Origin of the sequence: Methanoculleus chikugoensis, assembly GCF_900095385.1 — an archaeon.
In the GTDB taxonomy this organism is placed as follows: Archaea; Halobacteriota; Methanomicrobia; order Methanomicrobiales; family Methanoculleaceae; genus Methanoculleus; species Methanoculleus chikugoensis_A.
Window position 1 is genome coordinate 77,634 of record NZ_FMID01000046.1, and the last position, 21,590, is coordinate 99,223.

The 21,590-nt window shown below is 61.2% G+C and carries 22 protein-coding genes; 16 read left to right on the forward strand and 6 right to left on the reverse strand.

The window, feature by feature from the left end:
• Positions 1-228 precede the first annotated feature (228 nt).
• Positions 229-792: a TATA-box-binding protein gene (locus tag L21_RS09780; protein WP_074370296.1), complete on the reverse strand. Its 564-nt coding sequence runs from the start codon at positions 790-792 to the stop codon at positions 229-231.
• A 42-nt stretch (positions 793-834) separates the two neighbouring features.
• Positions 835-2,733: an acetate--CoA ligase gene (gene acs / locus L21_RS09785; RefSeq protein WP_074370297.1), complete on the reverse strand. Its 1,899-nt coding sequence runs from the start codon at positions 2,731-2,733 to the stop codon at positions 835-837.
• 380 nt (positions 2,734-3,113) lie between these two features.
• Between acs and L21_RS09790 the strand changes: the two genes are divergently transcribed.
• A complete protein-coding gene (locus L21_RS09790; RefSeq protein WP_074370298.1) occupies positions 3,114-3,317 on the forward strand; it encodes a hypothetical protein in 204 nt (67 codons plus the stop codon).
• Complete coding sequence (locus tag L21_RS09795; RefSeq protein WP_074370299.1) at positions 3,314-4,156, forward strand: hypothetical protein; 843 nt, start codon at positions 3,314-3,316, stop codon at positions 4,154-4,156. Before L21_RS09790 ends, L21_RS09795 begins: the two co-directional genes overlap by 4 nt.
• Before the next feature lie 201 nt (positions 4,157-4,357).
• Here L21_RS09795 and L21_RS09800 read toward each other — a convergent pair whose 3' ends face one another.
• Positions 4,358-4,672: a transcription factor S gene (locus L21_RS09800; protein ID WP_074370300.1), complete on the reverse strand. Its 315-nt coding sequence runs from the start codon at positions 4,670-4,672 to the stop codon at positions 4,358-4,360.
• Between the two features lie 125 nt (positions 4,673-4,797).
• On the opposite strand from L21_RS09800, the gene artA reads away from it, so the two are divergent.
• Positions 4,798-5,622 (forward strand): archaeosortase A, encoded by an 825-nt coding sequence (gene artA, locus L21_RS09805; RefSeq protein WP_074370301.1) that lies wholly within the window; start codon positions 4,798-4,800, stop codon positions 5,620-5,622.
• A 390-nt stretch (positions 5,623-6,012) separates the two neighbouring features.
• Here artA and L21_RS09810 read toward each other — a convergent pair whose 3' ends face one another.
• On the reverse strand, positions 6,013-6,645 hold the full coding sequence (locus tag L21_RS09810; protein ID WP_074370302.1) for a CDP-alcohol phosphatidyltransferase family protein: 633 nt from the start codon (positions 6,643-6,645) through the stop codon (positions 6,013-6,015).
• A gap of 143 nt (positions 6,646-6,788) precedes the next feature.
• Here L21_RS09810 and L21_RS09815 point away from each other — a divergent pair, with 143 nt between their 5' ends.
• A complete protein-coding gene (locus L21_RS09815) occupies positions 6,789-7,481 on the forward strand; it encodes a dihydrofolate reductase family protein (RefSeq protein WP_074370303.1) in 693 nt (230 codons plus the stop codon).
• A gap of 21 nt (positions 7,482-7,502) precedes the next feature.
• On the opposite strand, the gene truD is transcribed toward L21_RS09815, so the two are convergent.
• Complete coding sequence (truD, locus tag L21_RS09820) at positions 7,503-8,774, reverse strand: tRNA pseudouridine(13) synthase TruD (RefSeq protein ID WP_074370304.1); 1,272 nt, start codon at positions 8,772-8,774, stop codon at positions 7,503-7,505.
• Positions 8,771-9,133, reverse strand: a complete 363-nt coding sequence (gene pth2 / locus L21_RS09825; RefSeq protein WP_074370305.1) for a peptidyl-tRNA hydrolase Pth2 — start codon at positions 9,131-9,133, stop codon at positions 8,771-8,773. Before pth2 ends, truD begins: the two co-directional genes overlap by 4 nt.
• Before the next feature lie 737 nt (positions 9,134-9,870).
• Here pth2 and L21_RS09830 point away from each other — a divergent pair.
• The 12 genes from L21_RS09830 (at position 9,871) to L21_RS09885 (ending at position 21,590) form a co-directional block, all read left to right on the forward strand.
• The gene (locus L21_RS09830; RefSeq protein WP_074370330.1) at positions 9,871-11,022 is read left to right on the forward strand and encodes an NAD(P)/FAD-dependent oxidoreductase; all 1,152 of its coding nucleotides are present in this window, start codon (positions 9,871-9,873) and stop codon (positions 11,020-11,022) included.
• Positions 11,023-11,086: 64 nt separating this feature from the next.
• The gene (gene cbiM / locus L21_RS09835; RefSeq protein ID WP_074370306.1) at positions 11,087-11,725 is read left to right on the forward strand and encodes a cobalt transporter CbiM; all 639 of its coding nucleotides are present in this window, start codon (positions 11,087-11,089) and stop codon (positions 11,723-11,725) included.
• A complete protein-coding gene (locus L21_RS09840) occupies positions 11,725-12,075 on the forward strand; it encodes a PDGLE domain-containing protein (RefSeq protein ID WP_074370307.1) in 351 nt (116 codons plus the stop codon). The genes cbiM and L21_RS09840 overlap by 1 nt, the downstream gene beginning before the upstream one ends.
• Positions 12,076-12,105: 30 nt before the next feature.
• Positions 12,106-12,939 (forward strand): ATP-binding cassette domain-containing protein, encoded by an 834-nt coding sequence (locus tag L21_RS09845; RefSeq protein WP_074370308.1) that lies wholly within the window; start codon positions 12,106-12,108, stop codon positions 12,937-12,939.
• Entirely contained in the window at positions 12,936-13,751 is an 816-nt protein-coding gene (cbiQ, locus tag L21_RS09850; RefSeq protein ID WP_074370309.1) for a cobalt ECF transporter T component CbiQ, read from the forward strand. The genes L21_RS09845 and cbiQ overlap by 4 nt, the downstream gene beginning before the upstream one ends.
• Before the next feature lie 527 nt (positions 13,752-14,278).
• Entirely contained in the window at positions 14,279-14,593 is a 315-nt protein-coding gene (locus tag L21_RS09855) for a hypothetical protein (RefSeq protein ID WP_074370310.1), read from the forward strand.
• A gap of 216 nt (positions 14,594-14,809) precedes the next feature.
• A complete protein-coding gene (gene gyrB, locus L21_RS09860; RefSeq protein WP_074370311.1) occupies positions 14,810-16,780 on the forward strand; it encodes a DNA topoisomerase (ATP-hydrolyzing) subunit B in 1,971 nt (656 codons plus the stop codon).
• Complete coding sequence (gene gyrA / locus L21_RS09865; RefSeq protein ID WP_074370312.1) at positions 16,770-19,196, forward strand: DNA gyrase subunit A; 2,427 nt, start codon at positions 16,770-16,772, stop codon at positions 19,194-19,196. Before gyrB ends, gyrA begins: the two co-directional genes overlap by 11 nt.
• A 799-nt stretch (positions 19,197-19,995) precedes the next feature.
• Complete coding sequence (locus L21_RS09870; RefSeq protein WP_074370313.1) at positions 19,996-20,565, forward strand: DUF2178 domain-containing protein; 570 nt, start codon at positions 19,996-19,998, stop codon at positions 20,563-20,565.
• 5 nt (positions 20,566-20,570) lie between these two features.
• Complete coding sequence (locus L21_RS09875; protein ID WP_074370314.1) at positions 20,571-20,789, forward strand: helix-turn-helix transcriptional regulator; 219 nt, start codon at positions 20,571-20,573, stop codon at positions 20,787-20,789.
• A gap of 119 nt (positions 20,790-20,908) precedes the next feature.
• The gene (locus L21_RS09880) at positions 20,909-21,208 is read left to right on the forward strand and encodes an ArsR/SmtB family transcription factor (protein WP_074370315.1); all 300 of its coding nucleotides are present in this window, start codon (positions 20,909-20,911) and stop codon (positions 21,206-21,208) included.
• 4 nt (positions 21,209-21,212) lie between these two features.
• On the forward strand, positions 21,213-21,590 hold the full coding sequence (locus tag L21_RS09885) for a hypothetical protein (protein WP_074370316.1): 378 nt from the start codon (positions 21,213-21,215) through the stop codon (positions 21,588-21,590).

A 21,590-nucleotide genomic window follows, 5' to 3' on the forward strand; every position in this document is an offset into this window, starting at 1 on the left:
AGTCTTTTCTTCACCGAAGCGCGCTTCCGCAGGCAGTAAGAAGGTGCTCTCCGGAGGGAGAGAGAACGAGCGGGATGACGGGGAGAGCGGAAGTCGGCGGCTACGCCATCAGCCGGGGAGACTGTGGGTACCCGGTTCGCCGGAGATGCAAAACGGCTCGCACGAGGTGCCAACGGCCCTGAAGGCCCTTATGGAGTTTAAAAAAAGAGAAGGACTATCAAACGGGCTTCAGATGAGACCGAGACTGGAGAGTTCGGAGAGAATCCGCCGTACCGCACGCTGGGCATCCTCGGGCACCTTGCCGCCCGTGATGATCAGTTTGCCGGATCCGAAGAGGAGGACGACCACCTTGGGGTCGTCGAGCCGGTATACGAGCCCGGGGAACTGTTCGGGCTCGTACTCGATCTTGTCCAGGTTGAAGCCCACGGCAATCTTGTTCAGGTTGATCGGCGTCCCAAGGTCTGCTGACGTGACGATGTTCTGGACCTTGTAGGTCGGGTTCTCGGGGATCTCGATGCCGAGCCCCCGCAACTTTTCGACGAGGATCTCCAGGCCCCGCGAGAGGCTGTCGATGCTCTTCGCACCGGTCAGGACGACCTTGCCGGAACCGAATACGAGCGCGGCGATCTTCGGATCCTGCATCCGGAGAACGACGCCGGGGAACCGCTTCTTATTGTATTCCGCGTCCTTCAACCGGGATGCAAGAGATGGCAGATCAAGAGAATCCGTCACTTTCGCGGAAGCGACGATATTTTCTATCTTGAGGGACTCCTCTGGTCTGTGCTCATTCATATATATAGCATGCTTAAAAATGGTATATAAATAGTTGGTATTCTACTCTTCCAGAGTCGAGATATCGCCGGGGTCCATACCCAGCTCCTGCGCCTTCAGGACCCGCCTCATGATCTTGCCGCTCCGGGTCTTGGGGAGCGACTCGACGAACTCGATCTCGGACGGTATGGCGATGGGACCGAGCGTCATCCTGACATGGTAGACGAGATCGTTCCTCAGTTTCTCGCCGGGACGGCGGCCGTTCCTGAGGATGACGAAGGCTTTGATGGTGTTCCCCTTCAGGGCATCGGGTTTCCCGATGACGGCGGCCTCCGCCACCGCCTCGTGGGAGACGAGCGCGCTCTCGACCTCGGCCGTCCCGATGTTGTGCCCGGCGACGACGATCAGGTCGTCGGACCGCCCGATGACCATGATGTAGCCGTCCTTGTCCTTCACCGCAAGGTCGGCGGCCGTGTAGCAGCCCGGGACGGTGTTCCAGTACTTGCAGTACCGCTCATCGTCGTTCCAGATCGTCCGCATCATCGACGGCCAGGGTTCTTTGATGACCAGGAGGCCGCCCGTACCCGGCGGGACCGGTTTGCCCGCCGTATCAACGACATCCGCGACGACACCGGGTAGCGGCCGCCCCACGAATCCGGGGCGCATCGGTTCGCCGATCATCGTAGTCAACATGTGCATCCCGGTCTCGGTCTGCCACCAGGTATCCATGATCGGGCACCGGTCTTTGCCGATGGTGCGGTAGTACCACTCGAACGCCTCGGGGTTGAGCGGTTCACCGACCGACCCCAGGATGCGCAGCGACGAGAGGTTGTAGCGGTTCGGCCACTCTTCACCCACCCGCATGAACATCCGGATGGCGGTCGGGGCGGTGTAGAAGATGGTGACGCCGTACTCCTCGATGAGGTCCCAGTAGGTGCCCGGGTCCGGGTAATCGGGGGTTGCCTCCGTGATGAGACAGGTTGCACCGTTCAGGAGCGGGCCGTAGACGCAGTAACTATGACCGGTGATCCAGCCGGGGTCGGCGGTGCACCAGAAGATGTCGCTGTCTTTGATATCGAAGACGTTCTTCGTCGTGTAGTAGGTTCCGACCATGTAGCCCCCGCAGGTGTGTACGATGCCCTTCGGTGTCCCGGTGGTGCCGCTCGTGTACAGAACGAAGAGCGGATCCTCAGCATCCATCGGTTCGGCGGGACACTCCCGCTCGACACCCTCCATCAGGTCGTAGTAGTCCACCTCCATCTCGGGGTGAAGTTCGACGGGCTTGTCGAGATCCCGTCGGAGAATGACGATACGCTCGACGGAGGGCGAATTGACGACCGCCTCCTCGACGACATTCTTGAGCGGAATCGCCTTGCCGCGCCGGTAGGTGAAGTCGGCGGTGACAATCACCTTGGCGCCGATGCCGTTGATCCGCTGGTTGAGCGCCCTGACGCCGAACCCGCCGAAGACGACCGAGTGGATCGCCCCGATGCGGGCACAGGCGAGCATCGCGATGATCTGCTCGGGGACGAGCGGCATGTAGATGCAGACCCGGTCGCCCTTCCCGACGCCGAGACGCGAGAGGCCGTTCGCGAACCGGCAGACCGCGTGGTAGAGCTGGCGGTAGGTGAGGATCCGCTCCTCCTCCTCGGTCTCTCCCCGCCACATGATCGCGACCTTGTTGCGCCGCTGGTTCTGGACATGGCGGTCCAGGCAGTTGTGGGTGATGTTGAGTTTGCCGTTCAGGAACCACCGGGCGTAGGGGTAGTTCCACTCCTTCACCCGGTCCCAGGGCTGGAACCACTCGAGTTCTCTGGCGACGCTGTCCCAGAACCCGTCGGGGTCCGCAAGGAACTCCTGGTAGGCCCGGTTGTAATCCCCGACCCAGGACTGTTCCCTGCAGTGGGCTTCAGGGGTATAGTACTTCGCCTCATCGAGTTTGACATCAAAGTTCTCCGCCATCCATATACCTCAATTATACATTATTAATAATGTATATTGTATATCAACATTCTGGTTGACGGGAGGAATGCACCAGAGGGAAGACGGCAGGAAACAGTTACCGGAACCCCGCTGAAATGACCGGCGGTTGCGCCGGATCATGCATTACTCGCGATATTATGAGGAATCGAAAGCCGAGGAGGCCGGGCCGCCGGGCGGGCGCCGGGACGGGATTGAGGCTTCACCGGAGAGGAGGCACCGCGCAACGAAGGGGTGCCCGCATGGTCGCCGCACTATGAGAGGCACCCGCTAGATCATGAAATCGTCAAAGGCGGCCTCCAATACGAAAGGATAAATGCCAACATTTTTGCCGGGCTCTTTTCCATACTCCATTGATCGCCATGCCCACCAGAGTGATTTCAACGATCCTCGCCTTCCGGCACCACGACCACATGGTTACCTTTGCGGAACAGATGACCGGCCGGAATACGCGCCTCATGGCGGCGAAGACCGCGCATGAGCGCGGGGTGCTCGCCGGGATGAGCGATGCGGCCGACCGGCAGAACGACAGGCAGATCTACGGGCTCGCGGGGGCAAAGGAATGAAGGACATGGAAGGGATCGGGCGAACGATAAACGAGCTTGAGACCGCTGCAATTGAAATTGAAAAGACTGTAATCGGACTGCTCCGAACCGTGGAACTGATTCAACGGCCGGATCCCATGGGAGTAATATTCTTCGCTCCAAATAACCAGTGGGACGGACTGTCCGGTCAGGATCAGCAAAAGCAGCGGGACGCGTTACGAAAGTATCAACGGTGGTACACGGCCGCCCACCGATATGTCCAGGAATATGTCCCCGAAAGGATCGATGAGTTCAATCAATGCTATTCCGGCGATACGCAAGGCAAGTATGGCGTCATCGATTATATCCAGCTGGAACGGCCGCAATGGTCACGCAACAAGTCCAGGATCATCGATGATTTCTGGCGTGTCTTCGAGATTCAACGGAGCATCCTCCTCTCCGTATCGGACGTGACCGAGATAGAGCGAATAAACTTTCGGGAACTCATATCGTCGGAATTCATCGACCGGGAGATCGATGAAGCCGAGAATCTCTACACGCTGGGCCACCATCGTGCCGCGGGAGCTCTTGCAGGGCTTGCACTTGAGCGGCAACTGAAAATGCTCTGCGACAGGTACGGCCTTGAATACCAAAAGGGGGATGTCGTCGAACTCCTGGCTCAACGATTGCATGAAAACGACTGTATCGATCCCGGGCAACTTGGAACCACCCGACACCTTGCCGAGATCGTGAAGAAGTGCTGCCACTCAGGGGATATCACAGCAGAAGAGGTCAAAGAGTCGATTGACCGGTTAAAGGAACTGATACAGCAGAGTTCTCCGGCCGACCCCGTGCGGCCGCCGCTGGATACGATAGCGTAGCGGAGAGGGGACTTCGCCCCCATCCGTCGGCCCGTCTCCGGCCGTGCGGTTAGGGATCCCCGCATCGCAAAGGCACGGGGTATACGGGCATGAATGCGAGAGGGTGGGGATGGGACCACGTGGAGCGGAAAAAGAACCCGCCAAAAAAACAACAGAAAGAAATGCGCCCCGGAGGGGCGCCAGAACAGTAAAGCGGCTGAATCAATCGTACTCGCGCCAGGTCTTGCCGCAGGCGGTGCACCGGAAGAACCTGACTTCGCTCTCATCCGCCGCACGCAACTGCCGCAGCCACCAGAATGCCGTCGTGCAGTCGCACTCCGGGCACTTGATGGTCGCGGTCGGGAGGGTCGCTATCTTATCCTCCTCGTCGACGATGGTGATCTCTTTCTCCACGCGTTTGTCTGTCTTCTTTAATCGGTCGGACTCATCGATATCACGGATATAGCCACACTTTTTGCATTTCAGCTGACCACCGGACGATATCATCAGACCTTTGCACTGCGGACAGAACATCATTATAATGAATGGGGCGGTGATCGCAATTAATTCTTGGTCATGCCGCATGATCGTTCTGCACGACGGGCGACCCGGGCAGAGCAGGTGCACAAATAATTATAGCCGGATACGCCGAAGGGTAAAGGATGAAGGATTACCTGGTGCTGATCTCCTGCATCTGCTTTCTCGTCTTTCTTATCCCGGGCAGGTTCCGGAAGTACTTCGCACTCGGCGGGTGGGCAAGCATCGTCGGATATCTCTTCCTCGAGCTCCCCTACTACTTCTCCCTCAATAACTTCATGTACCCGGCGATAGCCGTCCTCTCGGTACCCTTCCTCTACATCACTGCAAAATACCTGCTCCGCGACGATCCCCGGGTGATGCAGATCTCGATGATAGCCGCCGTGGCATTCCTGATCTACGCTCCCTTCGGCTACATCCCCGCACTCGGGAACTGGCTGATTGCAGTCGTCACCGACCAGACCTCGGCGGCGCTCGCGGCGGTCGGCTACCCCGTAACCCTCCAGACCTGGAACCTGATGGAGCGCAACGGGCTCCAGACCGAGATCATCCTTGCCTGCACCGGCATCCAGAGCATCGCGATCATGCTCGGGGTCGCCTGGGGCGTGCAGTCGACGCTGAAGCAGAAGATCGCCGGCTTTTTCATCGTCTTCCCAACGATCTACATCCTCAATATCGTGCGGAACGTCTTCGTGATCGCGGCCTACACCGAACAGTGGTTCCCCTACCTCCCCGAGATCGCCGGCAACGGCGAATTCGGGTACGAGAGTTTCTTCTGGGCGCACAACGTCATGGCGGAACTCGGTGCGCTCATTTTTCTCGTGATCCTCGCGTACGCTCTCTTCATGAACGTGCCCCAGCTCGGCATCCTCGCCGACAGCCTCTACCGTCTCTACCGCGGCGAAGTGGAGCGGATTGTCCGGCCGAACGCCGGAAAGACCGAACGCTGATGCCGGGCGCGAAGTGCCCGGCAGTCGCACTCCAGAGTACCGTTCTTCGCGCGAGTCTTCAGTACAGAGTGTGTTCAGGGGCTCACGCGAAGCCGAGACGGGGAGTTACTCTCGGATAACCGATCTTCGCGTCCTTCGCACCTACCAGTGCTCGAGCTCCCTCCCCGAGGGGGAGGTCGCACTTCGCGGCTTCGCGTGAGTTAACAGGTGCAGACAGCGATACAGTCTCATGCGAAAGCCGCGAAGGCCGAAGGGGGTGGAGTTTGAGAAGCCTGATAGATTCGAAGGACGACATCACGAAGGGGCACAGTTCGAGCACCGTCAAGATGCGGGCTGCAACGCCCACCCACCACGCTTCACCTCAAGGCCCAAAAAAGAGGTGCGAACCGGTCAGGAATACCGCCGGTAGAGGTAGAAGACCCGCTGGGCCGCGGAGAGGTTCGTGCAGACCGCGATGAGGAGCACCGAGACCCAGAGGAGCCCGGTCACGCCGCCGAGCACCAGCACGAGGATCGTCTCGGGCCGCCCGAAGAAACCGACCCCTTCGAGGGGATCCTCGATCTTCCCGGCGACCCTCTCGGAGAACCCGATCTCCGCGTAGGTGACCGGCTTGATGAAGGTGTTCAGCAGCGATCCCGCAAGTGCCAGCCCCACAATACCAAAGTCGACGACCTGCGGAACCTCGATGAGGTGGCTGATGATGGGGATGCCGGAGAACCCTATGCCGAGGATGACCGCCGCGTCGACGTATTTGTCGGCGATCCAGTCAAAGACCGCCCCGAACCGGCTCTCCGTGTGATTCTTCCGGGCGACGTTCCCGTCCACCAGGTCGAGGATCGCCGAGATCAACAGGAGCAGGCTGCCCGCGAGGAAGTGGCGCCCGGCGAAGGCAAGGGCGCACGAAAAGCCGAAGAGCACGGAGAGCATCGAGACCTGGTTCGGCGTAACGCCCAGGCGTATAAAAAACGACGCGATTGGCTCCGTATATTTGATGAATTTCGGCCGCAGGGAGGTTATATTCATCGCATAATTTATCAGCCCGTATGGAGTTTAACCTTTGCTCTCTCCTGTCGCGGCGCAACGCTTCACCCGGAATACCGTTTACCGGCTAAAATCATCAGATTCATAAACGCTCCCGCCAGATAGATCACCGGGAACGAATTCCAATGCCAGAACACGACAGGCCGCACGTGCTCATGATGTCGGAGATCACCGTCGACGGGAAACTTACCCTGAAGCGCGGGGCTTCGAGCAAGATCCTCATGAAGTACATGGCCCCCGAAACCGAACTCCTCCTTCACCGGACCCGGGCGGAATGCGACGCTATCATGGTAGGGGCGAACACCATCAGGATCGACAACTCCTTCCTGACGGTCAGGCTGGTCGAGGGGAAAAGCCCGCTCCGTGTCATTCCGAGCAGCCGGGCGGATATCCCGCCGGACGCAAACATCCTCGGATCCGACGCGAGAACCGTCATCGCCGTCAGCGAGGCCGCGCCGACGGAGAATGTCGCCCGGATCCGGGAACGCGGCGTCGACGTCGTCGTCGCGGGCGAGAACGAGGTCGACCTGCCGGGACTGATGACTATCCTGAAGAATAACTACGGCGTCGACCGGATGATGATCGAGGGGGGCCCGACGCTGAACTGGTCGATGCTGAACCACCGCCTCGTCGACGAGATACGCCTGATCCACCTGCCGTTCATCGTCGGCGGCGCAGACACCCCGTCGCTCGTCGGCGGCATGCATATCGAGACCGAGGGCGAGATGTTCCGGCTCTCCCTGAAACGCCACTTCATGTGCGGGAGCAACCTGGTTACCGAGTGGGACGTGATCTACCATCCCGTCCCTCGCAAATAATCCTTTTTTGACGCCGAACGCCTAGATCATCACGTACGGGTCGGCCTTCATGTACTCCCGGCAGACCGTCGTCGCGTAGTGGCCGGGAGGGAGCGTGAATTTGAGCCGGACGTCCGTACAGGATACGTCAGCCTCCACGTCGGCGCAGAGGCCGATCGGTCTCAGAGTACCGGAAAACGCGGTCTTCACGAACCGGGAGGCGCGCTCGAAGTCCCCGGCATCGATGCCCGACTCGGCCATCAGGTCCTGCATGATCTCGTCCATCGGCCCGTGCGACGCCACCGGTTCGGCTCCCGGGATGAAGAGGGCGATCCGGCACCGGCCGCGGCGGGCCTGCACCAGGGCCGCCTGCCGGTTCCGCGCGGAGACGATATCCTCGCGGCCGCCTGAAAAGAGGAGCCGGTCGCCGACTTCAGGCTCGGTGAGCGAGAAGCCGGCGTCGATCCGGGAGGAGAGCGCGCGGTTAAAGAGGTAGGACTGGTATGCGCTCACGAGGAGCGAGAGGAGCTTCGGGGGGAGCGCCCGGAGCGCGCCGGCGTAGTCGCCGGGGTTCGCGACGAGGTGGTTCGCCATCGCCCGCTCGTAGGTCATCCGTATGGGAAGCTCGGCGAGCGCCGCCCGCGCATCGCGGGTCTCGGCGAAATGCGTCCGGGCGCGCTGTGCCTCCTCCGACTCCCGGGGATAGGCCCGGCCGATGTAGGTGGTCACGGCGCCTTCGTAGTCGCCCTTGAGGATCCTCTCGCCGACGAGGTGCGTGACCGGCCGGACGACGCCGAACCGCTGCAGCCCGTAGTAGTTCGGTATCCCGGCGGACGCCACCTCCGTCGCCGCCTGCACCCGTTCCGCGAGGCCCTCTTCGATGCAGTCGCGGATGACGATATCGAACCGGTTGCCCGCGAGGCTGCCGAGGGCGAGCGCGTGCTGCGACCGCCCGACGACCTCAAGCGAGATGTCCGCAAGATGCACCTGCTCCACCGCTTCGGGCGGGACGTCGTAGACCGATATAAACTGGGTGGTCACCGCGTTCTTGTCCTTCGTCCCCGCCCAGGCGATCCGCCGGTGGCTGATGCCGAGCCTCTTCGCGATCTCCTTGACCGCCCGCTGGAGCTCCCAGTTCGTCTTGGTGAGCCGGCAGATGAGGTAGGGGCCGTCCGGGTCGGCGATCGGGAGCGGGAGTTCATCGACGACGAAGTCGGCGGGGCTTGTACGAAGCCGCCCGCCGATGCCGGGGGCATCGGACGCGTAGTAGCGCATCCCGAGGTCCTGTTCCAGGGGATAGGGGGAGGGCATCATAGCAGGGAGAGGTCTCCGGTGATCCGGTCGAGGTCTTCGGAGCGGGCGGGGCCGAGGCCGAGCGCCGTCACGGTTCCCGGCGGGATCTCGGTCATCCCGGCGTCCTGGATGATCGACGCGGGGATGCCCGCCCGCTCCGCGATCGTCTTGAGTTCAAAGAGCTGCCGTTCGTTTGACGCCTTCAGCACCACCTTCTTCTGCCCCTCGTCGAGCCAGGCCTTCTTTGCCATCTTATCGGCCTTCTCGTAGGCCCCGATGGCGGCATGGGCGATCTGCGCACACTTCTTGCCGCAACTCATCTTGATGTCGGCGCGCACGACCAGACACTGTTTCCATTTAAACTCCCGCATATCCGACATTTCGTACTACCTGGGGCATGATCCATCAAATACGCAGCTGTGGGGGCGGGGGGGCGGGACTAATATCTGTATCGCCTGTCTGCACACGGGGAGGGGCACGTGGTAGGGGTTGGAGAGAGGACTTCAGGAGAACCGGGCGTCAACCAGGATTTAAACCTAAATCACGTTCGTTTTCGATGGCAGGTACTGGAAAGATGGACATAGAAAAAACCCGTAAACTGGACCGTGGTGGATATCGCAAATGGGGGAGGGGTTGCAGGGGAGGGGGCGAGCCCCCCTCCCCTGTCTCCGACCCTCAAAGTTCCGCACTTGTCACCCCACCCCGCCCGCGCTTCGCGCTCCTCCCCCGCCCACGAGGGGCGGGGGCAGTCATGACGATAGCCCGTGGGAAGCCGTGCCCCGGGAGCGCGCCGGGACCGGGTTCTTCCCCGAGTTTTCCATGCAGTGGACCGTGAGGATATCGCAACTGGGGGAGGGGCTGACGGGGAGGGGGCGCAGTCCCCCCCCCTGTCTCCTCAGAAGATTATGCCTGTAATCCTCACCTCGTCCGCCCTCCGCCCTCCTCCCCCTCTCTGCAGGAGTTGGGGCAGTCCTCTAAACTCCCACCCCCCCGGCCCATCATCGAAGGCTCGTCGCCCCCCATCATCCAGCCCCTTTTATACCGCCGAACGTCCACTCTACTCAGGAACCGGGCTGCCACCGGCGGCCGGGAACCAACTCGTGCGAGGCATGATACTCTGGTCTGGGATGTAGTCGTTGTGGGCGCAGGGCCTGCCGGGAGTGCGGCGGCGCGGGCGTGTGCGGAGGAGGGGCTTTCGACGCTCTGTATCGAGGAGCACGGGACGATCGGCTACCCGGTGCAGTGCGCGGGACTGCTCTCGGTCTCCGCTCTTGCCGAGTGCGGCGTCTCGAACCGCTCGGTCTTGAACGAGGTGAGCGGCGCTCGCATGGTCTCGGGTCTCGGGGGGGAACTCCTCTTCGATGCGGGGGTCACGAAGGCCCATGTCGTCGACCGGTGTCTCCTCGACCGGGAGATGGCAGAAAAGGCGGCGAACGCCGGGGCGGAGTTCCGCCTGAAGACCAGTGCGTCGGGCATCAGCGGCACCTCACTCCTGACCCGGGGCCTCCGCGGGCGGGAAGAGATCCCCTTCCGCCTCCTGATCGCCGCCGACGGGCCCCGGAGCACCGTCGCCCGCATGCTGGGCCTGCAGCGCCCTGCGCTCTACCTCGCCGGGGTGCAGGCGGAGGTTCCGTACGAGATGAATCCGCGCTACGTGGAACTCCACCCCAACGCCGCCCCCGACTTCTTCGGGTGGGTGATCCCGGTCTCGGGGACCCGCGCCCGGGTCGGCCTCTGCGCCCGGGAGCACGCAAAAGACCACTTCGACCGGTTCATCGCCCGCTACGGGCAAAACTCGCTCCACCTCGCGACCGGGGTCATCCCGCTCGGGGTCATGCCGCAGACCTACGGCCGCCGGGCGCTCATCGTCGGCGACGCGGCGGGGTTCGCGAAGCCGACATCAGGCGGCGGGATCTACACCGGCGTCCGGTCGGCGAAGCACGCGGCCGCCGTCGCCGCGGCGTGCTGTGTGCGCGGGGAGTTCGACGACGAGAGCCTCCGGGATTATGAACGGCGCTGGAAGGAGGATTTCGGAAAAGAACTCGATATCGGGATGAAGGCGCTCCGGATGCGGCAGAAGATGACGCCGGAGGAGATCGATCGCCTCTGCCGGGCCCTCGACGATCCCGATCTCATCGCGACGATCGTGGAGCACGGCGACATGGACCGGCCGGGCACCCTGCTCCGCAAACTTGCCCTGAAACCTGCATTGGCAAGGGCGATGGGCATACTTTTTGCATCGGGAGTACGTCGGATTCTTACTGGCTGAGATATTCGATGCGCTTAGTAATACATTTATACCAAGATGTAATATCACACCACAAGGTGTTGTTGTGCATATACCTGACGCGTTTATACCGATGGGGCAGGCCCTGGTCTACTGGGTCATCGCCCTCATCTTCATCGCTCTCGCCCTCCGGTGGGCGCGGCGTTCGATGGGAGAGGAGAAGATACCCCTGGTCGCCGTCCTCGCCGCCGGCATCTTCGCCATCCAGGCGTTGAACATCCCCATCCCCTGGGGGACGAGCGGCCACATGGTCGGTGCGGCGCTCGCGGCGATCGTCCTCGGATCGCCGTATGCAGGGGTCTTCGTCCTGACGCTGGTGCTCCTCGTGCAGGGCGTCATCTTCGGCGACGGCGGCATTACCGTCATGGGCGCAAACATCGTCAACATGGGCGTCGTCGGGGGATTCATCGGCTACTACGGCTATACCGCCATCAAACGCGTGATCGGAAACGCGTATGCAGCCGCATTCATCGCCGGGTGGGCGTCGCTCTTCATCTCCGCAATCCTCTGTGCGGTCGAACTCGCCGTCGCCGGCACGTTCCCGCTCGCTCTCGGCCTCACCATGATGGGCACGTACCACGCCGTCATCGGCCTCATCGAGGGGGGCATCACCGCGGTCGCCCTCTACCTGATAGCCTCGGCACGGCCGGATATCCTCGAACACCCAGCGGGGGTGAGCGCGTAATGGAGACGAAACAGTTCGTCGTCATCGGTATCGCGATCGCCCTCGCGATCGCCGTTGCCGCGCCCTTCCTTGCATCCGGGAACCCCGACGGGCTTGAGAGCGCCTTCTTCAGCATCTACGAAGCAAAGCCGTTCATGGGGAGCGAGCTCGACGAAGACGCCGCCGGCGCTGCGGAGGAACAGGCAGTCGCCGCGACCGGCAACGACTTCTCGTACGAGGCGCTCATGCCGGACTACAGCATCCCCGGCATGGATAAGGCCGGAGAGGTTCTTGCGGTCGTTATCGGCACGCTGCTCATGCTGGCACTGGTCTTCGCCGTCGCGAGGGTCTCCGCACGGCCCGATAACTAGATACCTGAAAAACTCTCACTTTTTGCCATTATGCACCTGCTCGAGACCCGCGGTCTCACCCATATCTACCGCGGCGACGTCCGCGCCCTCGAGAGCGTGGACTTCGTTGCCGAAAGAAAGTCCCGCATCGCCGTCATCGGGCCGAACGGTGCCGGGAAAAGCACCCTCTTCAAGCATTTCAACGGCATCCTCAAACCTACCTCCGGCGAGGTGCTGATCAGGGGCGAGCCGATCACGAACGCAAACGTCCGCGAGGTGCGTAAGTTCGTCGGGATCGTCTTCCAGAACCCCGACGACCAGATCTTCTCCCCCACCGTGGAGCAGGATGTTGCGTTCGGCCCGACGAACCTCGGCCTCGACGAGACGACGGTCGCCCACCGTGTCGAGGAGGCCCTGCACCTCCTCGGGATCGAGGACCTGCGCGAGCGCGTGCCGCACCACCTCTCGGGCGGCGAGAAGAAACGGGTCGCCATCGCCGGCATCCTCGCGATGGAGCCGCAGGTGCTGGTGCTCGACGAGCCGACCGCGGGGCTCGATCCCCAGGGCGTCGCCGACCTCGTGGCGTTCGTCAACCGGCTGCCCGAGGAGTACGGCATGACAGTGATCTTCTCGACCCACCACCTCGACCTCGTGGCAGAGATGGCAGACTATGTCTACGTGATGGATAAGGGAAAGGTCGTGGGCTCCGGGACGGTCGAGGAGGTCTTCGCCCGGCCGGAACTGCTCGCCCGGACAAGGCTCGACGTGCCGCCCATACCGAAACTGATCCGGTCGCTCCAGGAGAACGGCGTCGCCATCGATATGGCCTACACCTACGAAGACGCGAAGAAGGCGTTCCTTGAAGCCTACGCGGGACGAAGATGATCGACGACCTCTACTTCATCGAGAAGTATGCTTATCGGACAAGCATCGTCCACCGTCTGGATGCGAGGATTAAACTCCTCATAGCCCTCGCTGCCATCGTGACGATCGTGGCCGTGCCGTACTCGACGAGGGTCTACGAGCTCGGCGCCGTCCTCTTCGCTCTTGTCGCCGCACTCTGGGCCGCATCGCGTCTCCCGCCGACGGTCTACCTCAAAAGGCTCGCGCTCATCCTGCCGTTCGGTATCTTCCTGATCGGGTTCCAGGCATTCGTGAAAAACCCCTACTACGACGTCTTTCATACGATTGCAGCCCTGCCGTTCGGGATCGAGGTCTACGCGGAGTCGGTTGAGTTCGCGTCGATCCTCCTCGTGAAGTTCGTCGTCAGCGTATCGTTCATCATCCTGCTCTCGTCGACGACGAAGATGCAGGATATGATCGAGGCGGCGGGGAGGCTCGGCCTGCCCCGGGAGTTCACCCTCACGCTCGCGATGATGGTCCGCTACATCTTTGTCTTTGCCGAGATGTTCACCAGGATACGGACCGCGATGGCGACCCGGTGCTTCGATCCCCTCGACCGCACCCTCTCCTACCGCTACCGGCTGAACCAGCTCGGCTACACGGTCGGGACGATCTTCATCCGCTCCTACGAGCAGGGCGAACGCACCTACACGAGCATGCTCTGTCGGGGATACGGGGCGAACGCCGGCCTGTATGTCAGGAAAAAACCTCTCCGCACCCAAGAGATCGTCTTCTTCGCCGCGACGCTCGGCTTCATCGTGCTCTCTGCGGTTCTGATCTACGTGCAGCCGTAGGTCTGGTTGGGTGGGTCGGAAGCCTACGGGTTTCTCATACACCGGACGTTCTATCCGGTGTATCTTTGGCCAGTCATTCTCCGGCACATCATGAAGCCGTGCACGGATTTCCACCGAATATCGCGACTGGGGGTGGGGCTGACGGGGAGGGGGGTGTGCCCCCCTCCCCTGTCTCTGTCACATAATAGGATACCTGTAACCCCCACCCCACCCCCAGGGGTGGGGGCAGTTCATGGCGATAGGCGATGTCCCTATGGGACATCGCTGGAGAAGACCAAAGGTCTTGGACTGGCGATGTTCTTTCAGGAACAAAGTTTGAGCACCGCAAGGTGCGAGATGTGCAGCCCCCACGACCCACTGATACGGGATTTTCCCTCGCTTCGGTTGATCAGCTCATCATAACTCGATACAAACCAACGATTGGGTTCAGACCAGCCAGAACCATAGACCCGGAACCGTTTCCCGGGACACCATCGGCATACAAAAGAACCAGATCGTTCATATTCCCCGGCGGTGCATAGGGTAGTATGCCTGCAAAGAGCGAATTCGGCAGAGGGTTCGTCGTCAACCTGATGCTGCTCTCACGCCACTTCGGCCTGCCCCCCGAGCGAGCATTCTTCGGCGCCGCGGACCACCTCAACGACTTCACCGTGCCGGAACAGTTCCGGGGGACCGAGATCGAAGAACTCGTCGAGCGGCTCCGCAAGATGGTGATCTGGCACCAGCCGGGAACCCTGGACAAGGAGGACGCGGCCGATGTGAAACGGCTCCTCAACCGGCTCGCGGTCGCGGTCGATAAAGAACTCGGCATACCGGATCCGGATACGGGAAAATACGATTGACGGGAGCGCGCGCTTACCGCGCGGAAGTTGGGACCGGCCGGGACGCCGGGGCTTCCCGGGCACACCTGCGCTGGAGCCCCATCGAATCATAAAGCAGCAGGATTACCTCAAATCAGGGAATTTCCCGGAGCCATACAATATAAGTGGTTATAAAACCAATATATACTGTGAGTTTTGCTGCGATTCAGGACGCCGCTCGTTCAGCGGAGGTCACAGATGACTGATACCTACGATGCTTCACACATCACGGTACTGGAAGGGCTTCGGCCCGTGCGGGAACGTCCCGCCATGTACATTGGCAGCACGGGTCCCCGGGGGCTGCATCACCTTGTCTACGAGGTCGTGGACAACGCCGTAGACGAGGCGCTTGCCGGGTTCTGCGACCTGATACAGGTGAGCATCAATAAGGACGGCTCGATCACGGTGGATGACAACGGCCGCGGCATCCCGGTCGACATCATGCCCCAGTACGGCAAGAGCGCTCTCGAGATCGTCCTCACCGTGCTCCACGCCGGCGGAAAGTTCGATAAAAATACGTACCAGGTCTCCGGCGGGCTGCACGGGGTCGGCGTCTCGGTCGTCAACGCCCTTGCAAGCTGGCTCGATGCGACGGTCTTCCGGGACGGCAAGGTCTACAAGATGCAGTTCCGGCAGGGCTTGGTCGCAAAGCCGCTCGAGAGCCGCCCGGAGACCGAGCATGAGCAGAAACTGCGCAGTGAGGAGCGTTACGGCACCCAGCCCGGGCAGCGGCTCGACTACGAGCGGCTCCAGGGAACCCGGATCACGTTCCAACCCGACCGGTCGATCTTCGAGACCGTCGAGTTCGATTACGATGTCCTGGACCACCGACTCCGCGAGCTCGCCTACTTAAACAGCGGCCTTACGATCAGCCTCCGGGACGAACGCACCGGGGACTCCGTCACCCACTGCTTCGAGGACGGCATCAGGCAGTTCGTCGCCCATCTCAGCGAGGGGAAAGAGCGTCTCCACGACGATGTCATCTACTTCCAGAAGCGCGACCCCGAGAGCATGGTCGAGGTCGAGGTCGCCCTGCAGTACAACAACTCGTACGCGGAGACGATCTACACCTACGTCAACAGCGTGAATACCCGGGAGGGCGGGACCCACCTCGAAGGCTTCCGGAGCGCCCTCACCCGGGCGATCAACAACGCAGCCCACCGGAACAACCTCTTCAAGAACAACGACGCTCAGGTCAAGGGCGAAGACGTCCGGGAAGGACTTGCTTCCGTCATCAGTACCCGGGTCGCGAACCCGCAGTTCGAGGGGCAGACCAAGATGCGCCTCGGGAACAGCAACGTCCGGGGCATCGTGGACTCGCTCGTCTACTCGTCACTCACCGAGTACTTCGAGGAACACCCGAAAACCCTTCAGATAGTTGTGGATAAGGCGATGACGGCCGCCCGCGCCCGGGAAGCTGCGAAGAACGCCCGCGAACTCGCCCGGCGGAAGAGCACACTGGAATCCGCAGGCCTCCCGGGGAAACTCGCCGACTGCCAGGAGCGGGACCCGGTGAAGAGCGAACTCTACATCGTGGAAGGAGACTCTGCAGGCGGTTCCGCGAAACAGGGACGGGACCGGAAGTTCCAGGCGATCCTCCCCCTGCGTGGCAAGATCCTGAACGTCGAGAAGGCGTCGGAGCACAAGATCCTGAAGAACGCCGAGATTCAGGCGCTGATATCCGCTATCGGCACCGGGGTCGGCGACAGTTTCGATGCTGAGAGGGCCCGGTACCACCACGTCATCCTGATGACCGATGCGGATGTCGACGGTGCGCATATCCGGACGCTCCTCCTCACGTTCTTCTACCGGTATATGACGCAACTCATCGAGAACGGCTACATATACATCGCCCAACCACCGCTCTACCGGATCGCTCGGGGAAAACAGGAGAAGTACGCCTACCGCGAGGAGGAGATGCGGGAGATCGTCGCCGAATTCGGCGAGAAGGGCGTCACGATCCAGCGCTACAAGGGTCTCGGTGAGATGAATGCCGGGCAGCTCTGGAGCACCACGATGGATCCGGCGAACCGGATCCTCAAACAGGTGAAGATCGAGGATGCCGTCTACGCAAACGAGATATTCGAGAAACTTATGGGAGAGAATGTGGATGCCCGGAGAGACTTCATCCGCCGGCATGCAAAGGAGGTGAACAACCTTGACGTCTGAAGGGGTCATCCCGATCAACATAGAAGAGGAGATGAAATCATGCTACATCGACTACGCGATGAGCGTGATCATCGGCCGTGCCATCCCTGACGCGAGAGACGGCCTGAAGCCGGTTCACCGCCGCACCCTCTATGCCATGCGGGAGCTCGGCAATACGAGCGACAAGCCCTATAAGAAGAGCGCCCGTATCGTCGGAGACGTGATGGGTAAGTACCATCCTCACGGCGATTCGGCCATCTACGACACGCTGGTGAAGATGGCGCAGCCCTTCTCCTACCGCTATACGCTCGTGGACGGCCAGGGAAACTTCGGGTCGATCGACGGGGACTCCGCTGCCGCCATGCGATACACGGAAGCCAGGCTCACGAAACTCTCAGAGGAACTCCTGGCCGATATCGAGAAGGAGACCGTCGATTTCGTCCCGAACTTCGACGAGTCGCTCCAGGAGCCCGACGTCCTCCCCGCCCGGATCCCGAACCTCCTCGTCAACGGGTCGAGCGGGATTGCGGTCGGGATGGCGACGAACATGCCGCCCCACAACCTCCGGGAGGTCTGCGAGGCGACCTGCCGCATCATCGACGAGCCGGGCATATCCACCGAGGAATTGATGCGGATTATGCCCGGTCCGGACTTCCCCACCGGCGGGATCATGATGGGCACCCAGGGTGTCCGCGATGCCTACCTGACCGGGCGCGGGAAGTGCGTCGTCCGGGGAGTCGTGGAGATCGAGGAAGAGGGCCGGACACCGCAGATCATCGTCAGCGAGATCCCGTTCCAGGTGAACAAGGCGCGTCTTATCGAGAATATCGCCGGCCTCGTCCGCGATAAGAGGATCGAGGGCATCTCCGACATCCGCGACGAGTCGGACCGGGACGGCATGCGGATCGTCATCGACTTAAAGAGAGGCACCGCGCCCCAGGTTGTCCTGAACTTCCTCTACAAGCACACGGCGCTCGAGTCCTCCTTCGGCATCATCAACCTCGCCATCGTCGACCGCCAGCCCCGCGTCTTGAACCTGAAGGAACTCGTCCAGGAGTTCCTCAAGCACCGGGTGGACGTGGTCAGGCGGCGGACTGAGTTCGATCTCGCAAAGGCGGAGGAGCGCAGGCACATCCTCAGCGGCCTCCTTGTTGCGCTCGACAACATCGACGCCGTCATTGCAACCATCCGGGCATCCGGGACGACCGAGGAGGCACAGACGGCCCTGGTGGCAAAGTTTGCTCTGGACGAGGCGCAGGCGGACGCCATCCTGAAGATGCAACTCCGGCGGCTTGCGGCACTCGAGCACCGGAAGATCCAGGACGAGCGCGACGCCCTCGCACAGGAGGTCGAACGGCTGACCGCGATCCTCGCAAGCGAAGCGAGCATCCTCGCCGAGATCAGGAAGGAACTCGTCGATATCAGCGCCCGCTTCGGTGACGAACGGCGGACCCGGATCGGGCACGCGACCGAGATCCTGGAGAAGGAGGACCTCATCGAGGACAAGCCGATGCTGGTCTCGCTCACCTCCTCGAACTACATCAAGCGAATCGACCTCGACACCTACCGGAACCAGCGGCGCGGAGGGCGCGGCGTCATCGGCATGGCGACGAAAGACGACGACGGCGTCGAGAACGTCTTCGTCGCGAACATGCTCGATAACCTCCTCTGTTTCACCGACAGGGGGAAGGTCTACTGGCTGAAGGTCTACGACCTCCCCGAGGGGCAGCGGACCGGCAAGGGCAAGGCCCTCGTCAACCTCCTGAACCTCGACGGCGAGGAGCGGGTGACGACCGTGATCCCTGTGCGGGAGTTCAGGCCCGACCACTACCTCTTCTTCGCGACGAGGGCCGGAACGGTCGCGAAGATGGCGCTCGACGAGTTCTCGCGGCCGCGGCAGACCGGGATCAACGCCATCAACCTCCGCGGCGATGATGCGGTGGTGGACGTGAAGGCGACCGACGGGAACCGGGAACTGATCCTGACGACGCAGTTCGGGCAGAGCCTCCGGTTCCACGAGGAGGCCGTCCGCCCGGTTCACCGCAACGCCATGGGTGTGCGGGGGATCAAGCTCCGCCACGGCGATGCACTGCAGGCGGTGGCGGTGGTCGAGGAGGATCATCTCCTCACCATCACGGAGCAGGGCTATGGGAAGCGGACGGAGTTCGATGAGTTCCGCGGCCACGGCAGGGGCACGCTCGGGGTGCGAAATATCGTCGTCGACGCCCGGGCAGGCAACGTCATCGGGTCGATGGCGGTCTCCGACGACGACGAGATTATCGTGATGAGTGCGTCCGGCATCGTGATCCGGACGAAGGTATCCGAGATCTCGATCCAGAAGCGGGGCACCCGCGGTGTTCGGGTCATGAAGCTCGACGACGGCGACCGGGTTATCGGGTTCACGATTCTCGATTCCGAAGACGGGGAAGAGGCGTGATTCCTCTCCCTTCCCGTCTGGTTCCAGCATGAAAACACCATAAAACCACTCTATTGAAACCCTGTCCGAATTTCACCCTTTGCCCTGATGAGGCTGGTGCCGAACCAGATCAGTTCCAGGGGCGACCTTTTTTCTCCGGCGTATCTCCATGCAGCGGATCGTGGCGGGTATCGCCATTTGGGAAAGGGCCGGTGGAGGTCCGCCCCCCATCTCTATCGTATAAGGCTCTCTCCATAGCCCCCACCACGCCCGGCCTTCGGCCTCCTCTCGCCCCAGGGCGAGAACAGTACGTGGCGATAGCCGGAGGAAAGCCGTGCATGGTTCTTATCCAGCATCCGCCCATGCAGTGGACCGTGGAGATATCGCCATAGGGGGAGGGGCTGACGGGGAGGGGGAACTTGTTCCCCCTTCCCTGTCTCTATCGCAGAAGGTCTTCCCTGCAGTCACCGTCAATTCGGTATATCTATAGCCCCCACCACGCCCGGCCTTCGGCGCTCCTCCCTTTTCCTGCGGGGCGAGGCAGGTATGGCGATACCCGGCGAGCAGCCGTGCATGGATCTTATCCGAAATCTCGCCGTGCTTCCGATAAAAGACCGCTAACTATGCAGATAGTATATGTCCTGTAGACGGCGGAGGGTATTGCAGGAAAAACCGTGAAAAGGTTTGCAAAGGATACGCGGCATCGCCCCCACCTCGCAGATTCGTCACAATACGGGCACCGCCACTATATGAGAAGGTAATTTCTCTAAATGGGAAGATATATACACTATAAGAGAAGCACATATCATATAGTGAAACCATGGAACAGAGAACCTATCTCATCTGCATCGTCCTGGTGGCAATCGGCCTGAGTTTTGCTCTCTTGATCGGACTGGCACTGGCAAACATGGCCATCCCGGTCGTCGCCGTCGTCGCCGGCATCGCTATCCTGGCTCTCTGCCGCCGCGGGGTGACGGAGGTCACGGAAGACGAACTCTCCACGATCCTGCACGGAAAGGCGGCGCTCAGCGCACTCGAGGTGACCATTGTCGTCGCCGCGATCGGGTTTGCCGTGTTGATGATCTTCTCGTTCACCGGCGGGACCGGATCGGGCCTGCATACCTACGACAACGGGTCGATCCGGGTCTTCTACGGCATACTCTCCGCCCCCCCTAACCCGGAGTTCATCCATGACGGCTCCTACCTCATCCCCGACCCGGCGAACCTGACCGGCGACGATCTCCGCGCCCTCGACAACCTCTTTGCCGAAGGTCACCGCATCCGGGACACCACGCGCGCGTTCGGCGCAGCGCTCGGGGCGATTACGGTGCTGCTGGCCGGGTTGTATGGTGCGTTCTTATGGCACTACAACAGAAAATACGGGGCATAGAGACGATGAAGAACAGGATCAAGGTCTTTCGCGCGATGCACGACATGACCCAGGAGGAGCTTGCCGATACAATCCGGGTCACCCGGCGGACGATCAACTCCATCGAGCGGGGGAAGTACAACCCCTCCATCGAGGTCGCCTACAACATCGCGAAGACCTTCGGCGTCACCATCGAGGAGGTCTTCTGCTTCGAAGACGACGAGGATACGGAGGCCGGGCGATGATCCGCTGCGACCGCCTGACCAGGATCTACAACGGCATCCCGGCCGTGGACGACCTCTATGTCCTTTCGGAAACGCATCCAAAACTTTATACTATGCAAAAACATATTTGCACCTGTAAAATGATTACAACCAGCACCATCCCCGAGCTCTCGAAACTGCTTGCATTCCTCGGGAACGAACAAAGGCTCAGGATTCTCAAGTCGATCGCAGAGGAGGAGAAGTACGCGCGCGAGATCTCGGAAGAAATCTCAATCTCACGGACGCTCGTCAACATCTACCTCAAGCAGTTGGAGAGGGCGGGGCTCGTCACCGGAACCAGCAGGGTGACGGACGACCCCCCTCTGATGAGGAGATACTACCGGGCCGTACCCTTCGAACTGGTTGTAAGCCTGGATGCGATCAAAAAAATGGAGGAGTAAAGGTATGGAGTATTCAAAAGTGCGCGGATTTCACTGGCTGACCTGGACTGTGATCGGACTCTCGGCACTACTGCTTGCCGGTCTTGCGGTAGCAATCGTTTATCAGTCGAATGTAGGCATCGTTGTGGGGCTCATGGCAGGGATATTGCAGTATGTCTTCCTGCTCGTTTTCATAGGGATCGTGGCCTGTATTATCGGAGGCCGCCTGAAGGCCTGGCTGGAGACCTGGCTGGAGAGGTACCTCGACGCCCTGGTAGAGCAGAAGAGCAAAAACCTGGATGCCGGTGCAAAATTAGCCGTATTGAACGAGAAGATTGAAGGAATGAAAGATAAAATCGACCGGATCGAGGGCGTTCTGGTAAAGATCTCCGAGCAGGAGTAA

Excerpts from the sequence above, each read along its gene's own strand:
- L21_RS09780 (WP_074370296.1), bottom strand. The coding sequence starts at position 792 with ATGAATGAGCACAGACCAGAGGAGTCCCTCAAGATAGAAAATATCGTC.
- acs (WP_074370297.1), bottom strand. The coding sequence starts at position 2,733 with ATGGCGGAGAACTTTGATGTCAAACTCGATGAGGCGAAGTACTATACC.
- L21_RS09790 (WP_074370298.1), top strand. The coding sequence starts at position 3,114 with ATGCCCACCAGAGTGATTTCAACGATCCTCGCCTTCCGGCACCACGAC.
- L21_RS09795 (WP_074370299.1), top strand. The coding sequence starts at position 3,314 with ATGAAGGACATGGAAGGGATCGGGCGAACGATAAACGAGCTTGAGACC.
- L21_RS09800 (WP_074370300.1), bottom strand. The coding sequence starts at position 4,672 with ATGATGTTCTGTCCGCAGTGCAAAGGTCTGATGATATCGTCCGGTGGT.
- artA (WP_074370301.1), top strand. The coding sequence starts at position 4,798 with ATGAAGGATTACCTGGTGCTGATCTCCTGCATCTGCTTTCTCGTCTTT.
- L21_RS09810 (WP_074370302.1), bottom strand. The coding sequence starts at position 6,645 with ATGAATATAACCTCCCTGCGGCCGAAATTCATCAAATATACGGAGCCA.
- L21_RS09815 (WP_074370303.1), top strand. The coding sequence starts at position 6,789 with ATGCCAGAACACGACAGGCCGCACGTGCTCATGATGTCGGAGATCACC.
- truD (WP_074370304.1), bottom strand. The coding sequence starts at position 8,774 with ATGATGCCCTCCCCCTATCCCCTGGAACAGGACCTCGGGATGCGCTAC.
- pth2 (WP_074370305.1), bottom strand. The coding sequence starts at position 9,133 with ATGTCGGATATGCGGGAGTTTAAATGGAAACAGTGTCTGGTCGTGCGC.
- L21_RS09840 (WP_074370307.1), top strand. The coding sequence starts at position 11,725 with ATGGAGACGAAACAGTTCGTCGTCATCGGTATCGCGATCGCCCTCGCG.
- L21_RS09845 (WP_074370308.1), top strand. The coding sequence starts at position 12,106 with ATGCACCTGCTCGAGACCCGCGGTCTCACCCATATCTACCGCGGCGAC.
- cbiQ (WP_074370309.1), top strand. The coding sequence starts at position 12,936 with ATGATCGACGACCTCTACTTCATCGAGAAGTATGCTTATCGGACAAGC.
- L21_RS09855 (WP_074370310.1), top strand. The coding sequence starts at position 14,279 with ATGCCTGCAAAGAGCGAATTCGGCAGAGGGTTCGTCGTCAACCTGATG.
- gyrB (WP_074370311.1), top strand. The coding sequence starts at position 14,810 with ATGACTGATACCTACGATGCTTCACACATCACGGTACTGGAAGGGCTT.
- L21_RS09870 (WP_074370313.1), top strand. The coding sequence starts at position 19,996 with ATGGAACAGAGAACCTATCTCATCTGCATCGTCCTGGTGGCAATCGGC.
- L21_RS09875 (WP_074370314.1), top strand. The coding sequence starts at position 20,571 with ATGAAGAACAGGATCAAGGTCTTTCGCGCGATGCACGACATGACCCAG.
- L21_RS09880 (WP_074370315.1), top strand. The coding sequence starts at position 20,909 with ATGATTACAACCAGCACCATCCCCGAGCTCTCGAAACTGCTTGCATTC.
- L21_RS09885 (WP_074370316.1), top strand. The coding sequence starts at position 21,213 with ATGGAGTATTCAAAAGTGCGCGGATTTCACTGGCTGACCTGGACTGTG.